Source organism: Streptomyces sp. NPDC059355, assembly GCF_042752335.1.
In the GTDB taxonomy this organism is placed as follows: Bacteria; Actinomycetota; Actinomycetes; order Streptomycetales; family Streptomycetaceae; genus Streptomyces.
Genome location: NZ_JBHYXN010000040.1, coordinates 65,796 through 78,900, shown reverse-complemented (window position 1 = coordinate 78,900; position 13,105 = coordinate 65,796). Strand labels below are relative to the sequence as shown.

Here is a 13,105-nt window from a genome sequence, read left to right as displayed (position 1 = left end):
CGCCCGGTTTACATTCCGAACCCGGAAGCTAAGCCTTTCAGCGCCGATGGTACTGCAGGGGGGACCCTGTGGGAGAGTAGGACGCCGCCGAACAACCCGCCCTTTTAGCTCAGTCGGTAGAGCGTCTCCATGGTAAGGAGAAGGTCAACGGTTCGATTCCGTTAAAGGGCTCCAAAGAAAAGGCCCCCGCCTCATGGCGGGGGCCTTTTTGCGTTTCCAGGAGCCGGCTCCTGCGCCGGACGGGCGGGCTGCACCGCACCTCCCTAAACTGGGCGGGAAGGGGGGAAACCTGGGAGGCGTGATGACCGTTCCGTTTGACGCGGCACCGAAGCACACGCAGAGCGACCCCGAGGACGTCCTGAAGCAGGTCGGAGGCACCTGGCACTGGGCACTCGGCTTCGCCCTCGCGACCCTGATCCCCGGCATCCTGGTACTCGTCTGGCCCGACGAGACGCTGCACATCCTGGCCGTCATCATCGGTCTGCAGCTGCTTGTGGTGGGTGTCTTCCGCTTCGTCTCCGCCTTCTCGCACAGCAACGACGGCGGCAGCAGACTGGCGGGCATCCTGGTCGCCATGCTGGCGCTCCTGGCCGGCGTCCTGGTGCTGCGGCATCCGATGCAGACCATCGGCGCACTGTCCCTGATCCTCGGGGTGTTCTGGTTGCTGACCGGAGTACTCACGGCCTACAGCGCGATCGCCGACCGCGCGCTCGTACACCGGGGCCTGCTCTTCGGCCTGGGCGCCCTCGGTACCGTCGCCGGAATCGTCGTGCTCTGCTTCCCGGTGGATTCCGCGGTCGCGCTGACCCGGCTGCTGGGGCTCTGGCTCGTCCTGCTGGGCGTGTTCGAAGTCGTGATGGCGTTCGCACTGCGCTCCGCCACCCGCCACATGAGGTCCGACTAGTCGCCCGTGCGCTGCTGGGGGACGCGGAAGGCCAGGATGGCCATGTCGTCCGAGGCGGGTTCAGCCGCGAAGCGCTCCACCGCGCGCAGGACACGGGCGGCGACCGCGCCGGCGGTGAGGCCCGTACAGGTGGTGAGGACCTCGGTGAGGCCGTCGTCGCCCAGCATGCGCGTGCCCTCGCGGCGTTCCGTCACGCCGTCCGTGACGCAGAGCAGCACGTCGCCCGGGTCCAGCGTGAGGGTCTGCTCGTAGAGGTCGAGGTCGTCGATCACGCCGAGCAGGGGCTGCGGGTCCGCGGCCGGGGTGACCTGGCCGTCCGGGCGCAGGCGGAGCGGCAGCGGGTGGCCGGCGCAGACGACCTTCATCAGGGCGCCGCCGTCCGGCTGCGGGTGGAGCTCCCCGTAGAGGAGGGTCAGGAAGCGGCTGCGGGCGCCCTCGTCGAGGATGGCCGCGTTGAGCCGCTCCAGCACGGCCGGGCCGCCGAGACCTTCGCGGGCCAGCAGGCGCAGGGCGTGCCGGGCGAGGCCGGTGACGGCGGCCGCCTCGGGGCCCGTACCGCAGACGTCGCCGATCGCGAAGCCGTACGCGCCGTCGCGGATCGGGAAGACGTCGTAGAAGTCGCCGCCCACCTCGTTGCCCTCGCCGGCCGCGCGGTAGATGACCTCGACCTCCATGCCGGGGATCGCGGGGGAGCCGGGCGGGAGCAGGCTGCGCTGCAGGGAGCGGCTGATCGCCGTGCGCTCCGAGTACAGGCGGGCGTTGTCGAGGGCGAGGGCGGCCCGGCGGGAGAGGTCCTCCGCGAGTTCGAGGATCTCCTGGCGGAAGTGCTCCTCGGAGGGCTTGCCGAGGGTGAGCATGCCGATCACGCGGTTGCGTGCCAGCAGTGGGAGGACGACGGTCTCCCCGCCGACCGCCTGGGCCGTCGCCGGCCAGGGGCGGGCGCCGGCTTCGCGGACCGGTTCGGGCGGGCTGACGCGGGAGAGCAGGGCCTTCAGGCCGTCGATGCGCTCCTCGTCCTCGTGCAGCACGTATGAGAGGTACGGATCCGAGGACTGGTCGGCGATCGTGTACACGGCGCACCAGGTGGCCAGGGTCGGGACGGTCATCTGGGCCATGAGGGCCAGGGTCTGGTCCCGGTCGAGGGTGCCGGCCAGCAGGTCGGAGGCCTCGACGAGGAAGGACAGGGAGCCGCGGCGCAGTCGCTCCAGCTCGCCGAGACGGGCGGACTCGACGGCGAGGGCGATGCGGTCGGCGGCGAACTGGAGGCGCAAGGCCTCGGCGTTGGAGTAGCGGCCGGGGTTCTCGGCGGCGACGCCGAGCGAGCCGGTGAGCCTGCCTTCGACCTTGAGCGGGACGGTGATCACCGAGCGCATGCCGGTGGCCTCCAGGAGCGGGACGGCTCCGGGGACGGCGGCGAGGTCGTCGTGGACGGCGGGCATGCGGGCGGAGCCGTACCGGTTGGTGCCGGCCTCGACGGGGACGCGGGCGAAGCGCTGGCGGGTGGAGGGGAGCCCGGTCGTGGCGCGGACCTCGAGCTCCGTCTCGTCGTCGGTGGCCAGCAGCAGGAAGGCGGAGTCGGCGTCGAGCATGTCGCGGGCGCGTTCGACGGTGCGCTGGAGGAGTCCGTCGAGGTCATCGGGGGCGGGGGAGCCGATGAAGACCTCGAAGGGGTCCGCGGGGCGGGGCTCGGTGAGCTGGAGGCTGTCGGCGGAGGCCACCCGTACGGGGGTCTGGAGCAGGGCCCGCTCGTCGTCGTGGACCAGTAGGCAGACGATCGAGGGCTCGCCGTGGGCATCGCGGACCCGCAGGTGGGAGGCGTACACGGGGATCACGCGGCCGTCGGCGCCGCGGATGCCGTAGCTGCCCTCCCAGCGGGAGAGGCGCAGGGCCTCGGCGATGCCGGTGCCGGTGCCGGGGGTCTGGGGCCAGGCCGCGAGCTCGGCGAGGGGGCGGCCGACGACCTTCTCGGCGGAGTAGCCGAAGACGTGCTCGGCGTCCTCGTTCCAGGCGGAGATCGAGTCGGAGGCGTCGATCTGGAGGACGGCGACGCGCACCCGGCTGTCGGCCAGGGGCAGGAGGCGGTCCGGGACGACGGGTCCGGCGGATCGGGTACCGACCGGCCGGTCCGGGAGGTCGAGCCGGAACCACACGTGCTTGTGGGTGGCCGTGTACTCGACTCCCCAGCGGGTGGCGAGGGCGGCGCAGAGCATCAGTCCGCGGCCGCTCTCCCGGTCGGGGTCGGCGTACGGGCGCTCGCCCGGGTGCTGGAGGGGGAGCTCGCGTTCCGGATAGCGGTCGGCGATCTCGACCCGTACCCCGTCCCCGGAGCGCAGGCACAGCACCTCGGCCCTGGTGCCGGCGTGGACCACGGCGTTGGTGACGAGCTCGCTGGTGAGCACCACGGCGTCGTCGACGATGTCCGCGAAGCCCCATCCCTGCAGGGTGTCGCGGACGAACGCCCGGGCCGCGGCGACCGAGCGCCCGAGGGGGTCGAAGCTGGCAGCCGCCCGAGCCGTGATCACGAATCTCCTTCGACGCGGTTGGACATCGGGTGCCAGGTTACTTACCTTCGCGGTCGGCATGGTGCCGTCGTCAGGGATTCCACCCGCAGGGTGCGGCCGGTGTGCGATGGTGCCGAAGTGTTATGGCCGGGTTCGGCCAGGGTGAAACACTGGGCAGGATCGGATAGCCGGGCGTGCGACTCGCCGGGTGTCGGTGGAACAACGGTCGACCCTTTCGGGAGGGACACGGTGGAGTCTGGCGCAGCGGTGCGGCGTACGGGAACGCGCCCGAAGGGCGGGAGGTCCCGCCGCAACGGCACGACGGAAGTCGATACCGCGGCCCTGAACAGGCTGCTCACGGCCCTGGTGTCGATGCGGGACGGGAACTTCCGCAAGCGGCTGACGGTGTCCGGCGACGGTGTGATGGCGGAGATCGCCGCCGTCTACAACGAGGTCGCCGACCGGAACCTCCATCTGACGGGAGAGCTCTCCCGGGTGCGGCGGATGGTGGGCCGCGAGGGGAAGCTGAGCGAAAGGCTGGAAACAGGCGCCTGCGAGGGCTCCTGGGCGGCGGCGATCGATGCCTCGAACCAGCTGGTGGACGATCTTGCACGGCCGGTGTCCGAGGTGGGCCGGGTGCTGTCGGCGGTCGCCGAGGGTGATCTGGACCAGCGGATGGACCTGCGTACGCAGGCCGCGGAGGGGGCCGGGCATCCGCTGCGCGGTGAGTTCCTGAAGGTCGGGCGTACGGTCAACAACCTGGTCGACCAGCTGTCCGCGTTCACCGACGAGGTGACGCGGGTCGCACTGGAGGTGGGCACCGAGGGCAAGCTCGGTGGTCAGGCCCAGGTGCGCGGGATGTCAGGTTCCTGGAAGGATCTGACCGACTCCGTCAACACGATGGCGTACCGGCTCACCGCTCAGGTGCGTGATATCGCTCTCGTCACGACGGCGGTCGCGAAGGGCGATCTGTCGCGCAAGGTCACGGTGCACGTGGCCGGCGAGATGCTCCAGCTGAAGAACACCGTGAACACGATGGTGGACCAGCTGTCCTCGTTCTCCTCCGAGGTGACGCGCGTCGCCCGTGAGGTGGGTACGGAGGGTGAGCTCGGCGGCCAGGCGAAGGTGCCCGGAGTCGCGGGCGTGTGGAAGGACCTGACCGACTCCGTCAACACCATGGCGGGCAACCTGACGGCCCAGGTGCGCGGGATCGCGCAGGTCACGACGGCTGTGGCCAATGGTGACCTGTCGCAGAAGGTACGGGTCAGCGCGCGCGGCGAGGTGGCGCAGCTGGCCGAAACGATCAATCAGATGACGGAGACGCTGCGCACCTTCGCGGACGAGGTCACCCGCGTGGCCAGCGAGGTCGGGGCGAAGGGCCTGCTGGGCGGCCAGGCGCAGGTGCCGGGTGCGGCGGGTACGTGGAAGGACCTCACCGATTCGGTGAACACGGTCTTCCGCAATCTGACCACGCAGGTGCGGGACATCGCGCAGGTGACGACGGCGGTGGCCAACGGCGACCTGTCGCAGAAGGTCACCGTGGACGTGGCGGGCGAGATGCTGGAGCTGAAGAACACCGTCAACACGATGGTGGACCAGCTCCAGTCCTTCGGTGCCGAAGTGACGCGAGTGGCCCGTGAGGTCGGCGTCGAGGGTGAGCTGGGCGGCCAGGCGCAGGTGCCGGGTGCGGCGGGTACGTGGAAGGACCTCACCGATTCGGTGAACACCGCCTTCCGCAACCTGACCGGGCAGGTGCGCAACATCGCGCAGGTGACGACGGCGGTGGCCAACGGCGACCTGTCGCAGAAGGTCACCGTGGACGTCTCGGGCGAGATGCTCCAGCTGAAGAACACCGTGAACACGATGGTGGACCAGCTGTCCTCGTTCGCCGATCAGGTCACGCGGATGGCCCGGGACGTGGGCACGGAGGGCCGCCTCGGCGGCCAGGCACGGGTCGAGGGGGTCTCGGGCACCTGGAAGGAGCTCACCGACTCCGTCAACTTCATGGCCGGCAATCTGACCTCCCAGGTGCGGCAGATCGCGCAGGTGACCACGGCGGTGGCCCGCGGGGACCTCTCGCAGAAGATCGACGTGGACGCGCGCGGCGAGATCCTGGAGCTGAAGAACACCATCAACACGATGGTCGACCAGCTCTCGGCGTTCGCCGAGCAGGTGACGCGGGTGGCCCGGGACGTGGGTACGGAGGGCCGGCTCGGCGGGCAGGCGCAGGTGCCCGGGGTGGCCGGCGTATGGCGCGACCTCACGGACTCCGTGAACGGCATGGCCGGGAACCTGACCTCGCAGGTGCGCAACATCGCGCAGGTCGCGACGGCGGTGGCCCGCGGGGACCTCTCGCAGAAGATCGACGTGGATGCGCGCGGCGAGATCCTGGAGCTGAAGAACACCCTCAACACGATGGTCGACCAGCTCTCGAACTTCGCGGAGCAGGTGACCCGCGTCGCCCGTGAGGTGGGCACCGAGGGCATCCTGGGCGGCCAGGCGGAGGTGAAGGGGGTCTCCGGCACCTGGAAGGACCTCACGCAGTCCGTCAACTTCATGGCGAACAACCTGACTTCGCAGGTGCGCAACATCGCCGAGGTGACGACGGCGGTCGCGATGGGCGATCTCTCCAAGAAGATCACCGTGGACGCGAAGGGCGAGATCCTCGAACTCGTCACCACCGTCAACACGATGGTCGACCAGCTGTCCTCGTTCGCGGAGCAGGTGACGCGGGTCGCCCGCGAGGTGGGTTCCGAGGGCATCCTCGGCGGCCAGGCGCGGGTGCGCGGGGTGACCGGCATCTGGAAGGACCTGACCGACAACGTCAACCTGATGGCCAACAACCTGACCTCGCAGGTGCGCAACATCTCGCAGGTCTCGGCGGCGGTCGCCAACGGCGACCTGACCAAGACGGTCACGGTCGAGGCGCGCGGCGAGGTCGCGCAGCTCGCCGACACCGTCAACACGATGGTGAAGACCCTGTCCTCGTTCGCGGACGAGGTCACGCGCGTGGCCCGCGAGGTGGGTACGGAGGGCCGGCTCGGCGGCCAGGCGCACGTGCCGGGTGTGTCGGGTACGTGGAAGGACCTCACCGATTCGGTGAATTTCATGGCCTCCAACCTCACCGGCCAGGTGCGGCAGATCGCCATGGTCACGACCGCCATCGCCAAGGGCGACATGACCAAGAAGATCGACATCGACGCCCGGGGCGAGATCCTGGAGCTGAAGACGACGATCAACACGATGGTGGACCAGCTGTCCTCGTTCGCCGACCAGGTCACGCGGGTGGCGCGCGAGGTGGGTACCGAGGGCATCCTGGGCGGCCAGGCGCGGGTCCGGGACGTGGACGGCACCTGGCGCGACCTCACGGAGTCCGTGAACGAGATGGCCGGGAACCTGACCCGGCAGGTTCGCGCGATCGCGGCCGTGGCCACCGCGGTGACCCGCGGCGACCTCAACCTGAAGATCGACGTGGACGCGGCGGGCGAGATCCAGGTCCTCCAGGACAACATCAACACGATGATCGCGAACCTGCGCGACACCACCTTGGCCAACAAGGAGCAGGACTGGCTGAAGGGCAACCTCGCCCGGATCTCCGCCCTGATGCAGGGCCGCCGCGAGCTGGACGACGTGGCCTCGCTGATCATGAGCGAGCTGACCCCGGTGGTCTCGGCGCAGCACGGGGCGTTCTTCCTGGCGCTGCCCTCGGGAGCCACCACCGAGATCGGGACCGACGGCGGTCCGGACGGTTCGTACGAGCTGCGGATGCGCGGGAGTTACGCGTACGCGGGCGGGGCGGTTCCCACCTCCTTCCGGCCGGGGGAGGGGTTGATCGGGACCGTCGCCGAGGAGAAGCGGACGATCCTCGTCGAGAACACCCCGCCCGGCTACCTGAAGATCTCCTCCGGTCTCGGGGAGGCTCCGCCGGCGCACGTGATCGTGCTGCCGGTGCTGTTCGAGGGAAAGGTGCTGGGCGTCATCGAGCTGGCGTCCTTCCAGCCCTTCACCCAGATCCAGAAGGACTTCCTGAGCCAGATCGCCGAGATGATCGGTACGAGCGTCAACACGATCAGCGTCAACTCCAAGACGGAGATGCTGCTCAAGCAGTCGCAGGAGATGACCGAGCAGCTGCGAGAGCGCTCCGACGAGCTGGAGAACCGGCAGAAGGCGCTGCAGGCCGCCAACGCCGAGCTGGAGGAGAAGGCGGAGCTGCTGGCCCAGCAGAACCGGGACATCGAGGTGAAGAACACCGAGATCGAGGAGGCCCGGCAGGTCCTGGAGGAGCGCGCCGAGCAGCTCGCGGTGTCGATGCGCTACAAGTCCGAGTTCCTGGCGAACATGTCGCACGAGCTGCGGACGCCGCTCAACTCGCTGCTGATCCTGGCCAAGCTGCTCGCGGACAACGCGGACGAGAACCTGTCGCCGAAGCAGGTGGAGTTCGCGGAGACCATCCACGGGGCGGGCTCGGACCTGCTCCAGCTGATCAACGACATCCTGGACCTGTCGAAGGTCGAGGCCGGGAAGATGGACGTCTCGCCGACGCGGATCGCGCTCGTGCAGCTCGTGGACTACGTGGAGGCCACCTTCCGGCCGCTGACCGCGGAGAAGGGCCTGGACTTCTCGGTACGGGTCTCCCCGGAGCTGCCCGCGACCCTGCACACGGACGAGCAGCGGCTGCTCCAGGTGCTGCGCAACCTGCTGTCGAACGCGGTGAAGTTCACCGACACCGGGGCGGTGGAGCTGGTGATCCGGCCCGCCGGCGCGGACGTGCCGATGGCGATCCGCGAGCAGCTGCTGGAGGCCGGTTCGCTGCGGGAGGCGGACGCGGACCTGATCGCCTTCTCGGTGACGGACACCGGGATCGGGATCGCGGCGAGCAAGATGCTGGTGATCTTCGAGGCGTTCAAGCAGGCCGACGGGACGACCAGCAGGAAGTACGGCGGCACCGGGCTCGGGCTGTCCATCAGCCGGGAGATCGCCCGGCTGCTGGGCGGGGAGATCCACGCGGCGAGCGAGCCCGGCCGCGGTTCCACGTTCACGCTGTACCTGCCGCTGCACCCGAGCGAGCTGCCGCCTCAGGGGTACGCGCCGCCCACGCCCGGCGGCGGGCGCGGCGAGGTGTACCGCAGGCAGGTCGACGGGGCGCGGCCCGCGCTGCCGGCGACCCCGGCGGCGCCGGTCTCCGCGGCGCAGCCGCAGCACGCGCAGCACGTGCGGCCCGCGCTGCCGGCGGCCGAGCCGGCCGGTCAGGGGCAGGGCGGCGCCGCGCTGTTCCGGCGGCGGCGCAAGGCGCTGAGCGACCTGGAGCCGCGTACGGCGGTGCCGGGGCAGCCGAACGCGCAGGGGACCGCGGACGGTTGGGTCAATCCGGAGGAGGATCTTCCGGTGCTGCCCAGGTCGTACGACTTCCACGGCGAGAAGGTGCTCATCGTGGACGACGACGTGCGCAACGTGTTCGCGCTGACCAGCGTGCTGGAGCAGCACGGACTCGCGGTGCTGTACGCGGAGAACGGCCGGGAGGGCATCGAAGTCCTGGAGCAGCACGACGATGTGACGGTCGTACTGATGGACATCATGATGCCGGAGATGGACGGGTACGCGACGACTTCGGCGATCCGGCGCATGCCGCAGTTCGCCGGGCTGCCGATCATCGCGCTGACGGCGAAGGCGATGAAGGGGGACCGGGAGAAGGCGATCGACTCCGGTGCTTCCGACTATGTCACCAAGCCGGTCGACCCGGACTATCTGCTGTCGGTGATGGAACAGTGGATGCGCGGCAAGTGATCAACAGGCGAGCACTCTGATACCAATTGCTGACTGACTGTGGCGAAAGCGGTGTGAAAGGGCGGGAGGCGGGGAACCTTCTGCTCTCCCACACCGTTTCTGCTTCGTGCACAGTGACATCCTGGTGACAGGGTGTGGCGATCTCGGGACTGGGGCTACGATGACCGGCACAAGGACGGACGGCGCAAGGATGCCGTCCTCTTCTGGGGCGGGGCCCGGCGTACAGGCCGGTGCCAGGAGCCGGGGAGGCCCCATGCCGGGGCGAGGAGGACAGGGCATGGTGCAGAAGGCCAAGATCCTCCTGGTCGACGACCGGCCGGAGAATCTGCTGGCGCTGGAGGCCATCCTCTCCGCGCTCGATCAGACACTGGTCCGGGCGTCGTCGGGGGAGGAAGCGCTCAAGGCGCTGCTGACGGACGATTTCGCGGTCATCCTGCTGGATGTGCAGATGCCCGGGATGGATGGATTCGAGACCGCCGCGCACATCAAGCGGCGCGAGCGGACCCGGGACATCCCGATCATCTTCCTCACCGCGATCAACCACGGTCCGCACCACACGTTCCGCGGCTACGCCGCCGGCGCGGTGGACTACATCTCCAAGCCCTTCGACCCGTGGGTGCTGCGGGCCAAGGTCTCGGTGTTCGTGGAGCTGTACACGAAGAACTGCCAGCTGCGGGAGCAGGCGGCGCTGCTGCGCCTCCAGCTGGAGGGCGGCGGCTCCAACGGCGACGCCGGCAAGGAGACGGCCGGCCTGCTGGCCGAGCTCTCCGCGCGGCTCGCGGCGGTAGAGGAGCAGGCCGAGGCGCTGACCAAGCAGCTCGGCGAGGAATCGGCCGACGCGGCGGTCGTGGCGACCGCGGCCCATCTGGAGCGCAAGCTCACCGGACTGCGGCGGGCGCTCGACGCGCTGGAGCCCGGGACCGGCGGGGGATCGCCGGTGCTGCCCGCGCAGAACTGAGCGCGTCCAGGGGCCGAACACCGGGCCGTTCGCGCGGGTGTCATGTCTGGCGGTGCGTCAAAGCACTGACACGGCGCGCGACACGAACGGGTGAAGGGGTGGGCACGCGTGTCCACCGGCGCGCGCAACGGTAACCTCGGCCCCATGGCCTCACGTACGTCCGGCAAGGGTTCCCAGAGCACAGCGGGCACCGCGAAGGGCCGCACCGGCCGGACGACGGCGCCGGCGAAGAAGGCGGCCGCCGCGCGCGGGTCCGCCGCGAAGAAGACCGCGGCGCCCCGGCGCGCCCCCGCCAAGAAGGCGCCGCCCAAGCCCGCGCCGTCCCCCACCGGGGGCGTGGTGCGGCTGGTGCGCGCCGTGTGGCTGGGCTGCGCGCACGCGGTCGGCGCGGTCTTCCGCGGAGTCGGCCAGGGGGCCAAGAACCTCGACCCGGCCCACCGCAAGGACGGCGTCGCGCTGCTGCTGCTCGCCCTGGCGCTGATCGTCGCCGCCGGTACCTGGTCGAACCTGAGCGGTCCCGTCGGGGATCTGGTCACGATGCTGGTCACCGGTGCCTTCGGACGACTGGATCTGCTCGTGCCGATCCTGCTCGGCGTCATGGCGGTACGTTTCATCCGCCATCCCGAGCAGCCCGACGCCAACGGCCGGATCGGCGTCGGCCTCTCCGCGCTCGTCATCGGCGTCCTCGGCCTCGTGCACATCGCCTGCGGGGCGCCCGGCCGCGACGAGGGCACCACCGCCATGCAGAACGCGGGCGGGCTGATCGGCTGGGGCGCCTCGAAGCCGCTGATCTTCACCATGGGCGCGCCGCTGGCCGTGCCGATGCTGGTGCTGCTCACGATCTTCGGGCTGCTCGTGGTGACCGCCACCCCGGTGAACGCGATCCCGCAGCGGCTGCGGCGGCTGGGTATCCGGCTGGGGATCATCGCCCCGAACGAGTACGACGAGGGGTACGGGGAGGGCGGCGCCGCCGCCGACCGCCACGACGCCGAGCAGTGGCGGGCCCGGTCGGGGGCCGCCGGTCCGGGGGCGTCCACGGATGCCGCCGGTTCCGCCGACGCCGCCGAGGAGCAGGCGCTCGCCCGGCGGCGGCGCCCGCGCCGGGCCCCGGCCCGGCCGGCCGCCGAGCGCGGGATGGACGCCGTCGACGTGGCCGCGGCGGCGGCCGCCGCGCTGGACGGGGTGGTCTACGGCGGAATGCCGCCCTCCCCGCTGGTGGCCGACCTCACGCACGGCATCTCGGTGGAGCGCGAGGGGGCGGAGATCACCACTCCGGTGCCGCCCGCGCGGGTGGAGCGGCCCAAGGCCGCGGAGCCGGAGCCGGAGCCCGTTCCGGAGCCGGCCGGGGCGCCGCACGCCACCACCGCCGCGGCTTCCGGGACCCTGTCCGTCCCGGACCTCACCAAAGCCCCGCCGTCGTCCCAGCCGCTGCCGCCCCGGGCCGAGCAGCTCCAGCTGCGCGGGGACATCACGTACGCCCTGCCCTCGCTCGATCTGCTGGAGAAGGGCGGGCCGGGCAAGACCCGCAGCGCCGCCAACGACGCGGTCGTGGCCTCGCTGACCAACGTGTTCTCCGAGTTCAAGGTCGACGCGCAGGTCACCGGCTTCACCCGGGGCCCGACGGTCACACGTTACGAGGTCACGCTCGGCGCGGCGGTCAAGGTCGAGCGGATCACGGCGCTGGCCAAGAACATCGCGTACGCCGTGGCCTCGCCGGACGTCCGGATCATCAGCCCGATCCCGGGCAAGTCGGCGGTCGGCATCGAGATCCCGAACACCGACCGCGAGATGGTCAACCTGGGCGACGTGCTCCGGCTGGCGGACGCGGCCGAGGACGACCACCCGATGCTGGTGGCGCTCGGCAAGGACGTCGAGGGCGGCTACGTCATGGCCAACCTCGCGAAGATGCCGCACGTGCTCGTCGCCGGCGCCACCGGCTCCGGAAAGTCCTCCTGCATCAACTGCCTCATCACCTCGGTGATGGTGCGGGCCACCCCGGAGGACGTCCGGATGGTGCTCGTGGACCCCAAGCGCGTCGAGCTGACGGCGTACGAGGGCATCCCGCACCTGATCACGCCGATCATCACCAATCCCAAGCGGGCCGCCGAGGCGCTCCAGTGGGTCGTGCGCGAGATGGACCTGCGCTACGACGACCTGGCCGCCTTCGGCTACCGGCACATCGACGACTTCAACCGGGCCATCCGGGACGGCAAGATCAAACTGCCCCCGGGCAGCGAGCGGGAGCTGAGCCCGTACCCGTACCTGCTGGTGATCGTCGACGAGCTCGCCGACCTGATGATGGTGGCCCCGCGCGACGTCGAGGACTCCATCGTCCGCATCACCCAGCTGGCCCGCGCGGCCGGCATCCACCTCGTGCTCGCCACCCAGCGGCCCTCGGTGGACGTGGTCACGGGCCTGATCAAGGCGAACGTGCCCTCACGGCTCGCCTTCGCCACCTCCTCGCTCGCCGACAGCCGGGTCATCCTGGACCAGCCGGGCGCCGAGAAGCTGATCGGCAAGGGTGACGGGCTGTTCCTGCCGATGGGGGCGAACAAGCCGGTCCGCCTCCAGGGCGCCTTCGTCACCGAGGACGAGATCGCCGGGATCGTGCAGCACTGCAAGGACCAGATGGCGCCCGTCTTCCGGGACGACGTCACGGTCGGGCAGAAGCAGAAGAAGGAGATCGACGAGGAGATCGGCGACGACCTGGACCTGCTGTGCCAGGCGGCCGAGCTGGTGGTCTCGACCCAGTTCGGGTCCACCTCGATGCTCCAGCGCAAGCTGCGGGTGGGCTTCGCGAAGGCCGGCCGGCTCATGGACCTGATGGAGTCGCGCGCGATCGTCGGCCCGAGCGAAGGTTCGAAAGCGCGCGACGTCCTGGTCAAGGCGGACGAGCTGGACGGGGTCCTGGCCGTCATCCGGGGAGAGACCCAACCGTGATTCGCGGGCGGGCAACCG

Annotated in this window: 5 protein-coding genes, 1 tRNA gene and 1 rRNA gene; 6 read left to right on the top strand and 1 reads right to left on the bottom strand. The window is 70.5% G+C overall.

The features are described from left to right. The 3 genes from rrf to ACFXGI_RS29990 all read left to right on the top strand — a co-directional run. Nucleotides 1-93: ribosomal RNA gene (gene rrf, locus ACFXGI_RS30000) — 5S ribosomal RNA — on the top strand; the annotation flags it as partial. 5 nt (nucleotides 94-98) lie between these two features. After that, nucleotides 99-174: transfer RNA gene (locus tag ACFXGI_RS29995), tRNA-Thr, on the top strand. A gap of 127 nt (nucleotides 175-301) precedes the next feature. Next, the gene (locus ACFXGI_RS29990; RefSeq protein ID WP_384713243.1) at nucleotides 302-904 is read left to right on the top strand and encodes an HdeD family acid-resistance protein; all 603 of its coding nucleotides are present in this window, start codon (nucleotides 302-304) and stop codon (nucleotides 902-904) included. Here ACFXGI_RS29990 and ACFXGI_RS29985 read toward each other — a convergent pair. Then, nucleotides 901-3,486 (bottom strand): SpoIIE family protein phosphatase, encoded by a 2,586-nt coding sequence (locus tag ACFXGI_RS29985; RefSeq protein WP_384713240.1) that lies wholly within the window; start codon nucleotides 3,484-3,486, stop codon nucleotides 901-903. The two genes, ACFXGI_RS29990 and ACFXGI_RS29985, sit on opposite strands and share 4 nt — an antisense overlap. Nucleotides 3,487-3,654: 168 nt before the next feature. On the opposite strand from ACFXGI_RS29985, the gene ACFXGI_RS29980 reads away from it, so the two are divergent. From ACFXGI_RS29980 to ACFXGI_RS29970, 3 genes are all read left to right on the top strand, one after another. After that, a complete protein-coding gene (locus tag ACFXGI_RS29980) occupies nucleotides 3,655-9,189 on the top strand; it encodes a HAMP domain-containing protein (protein ID WP_384713237.1) in 5,535 nt (1,844 codons plus the stop codon). Nucleotides 9,190-9,466: 277 nt separating this feature from the next. Beyond that, nucleotides 9,467-10,147 (top strand): two-component system response regulator, encoded by a 681-nt coding sequence (locus ACFXGI_RS29975; RefSeq protein ID WP_384713234.1) that lies wholly within the window; start codon nucleotides 9,467-9,469, stop codon nucleotides 10,145-10,147. A gap of 144 nt (nucleotides 10,148-10,291) precedes the next feature. Beyond that, nucleotides 10,292-13,087: a DNA translocase FtsK gene (locus ACFXGI_RS29970; RefSeq protein ID WP_384713231.1), complete on the top strand. Its 2,796-nt coding sequence runs from the start codon at nucleotides 10,292-10,294 to the stop codon at nucleotides 13,085-13,087. The last annotated feature ends 18 nt before the right edge of the window (nucleotides 13,088-13,105 follow it).

Bases quoted from the DNA above. Each gene is read 5' to 3' on its own strand.
- ACFXGI_RS29990 (WP_384713243.1), top strand. From the start codon at position 302: ATGACCGTTCCGTTTGACGCGGCACCGAAGCACACGCAGAGCGACCCC.
- ACFXGI_RS29985 (WP_384713240.1), bottom strand. From the start codon at position 3,486: ATGCCGACCGCGAAGGTAAGTAACCTGGCACCCGATGTCCAACCGCGT.
- ACFXGI_RS29975 (WP_384713234.1), top strand. From the start codon at position 9,467: ATGGTGCAGAAGGCCAAGATCCTCCTGGTCGACGACCGGCCGGAGAAT.
- ACFXGI_RS29970 (WP_384713231.1), top strand. From the start codon at position 10,292: ATGGCCTCACGTACGTCCGGCAAGGGTTCCCAGAGCACAGCGGGCACC.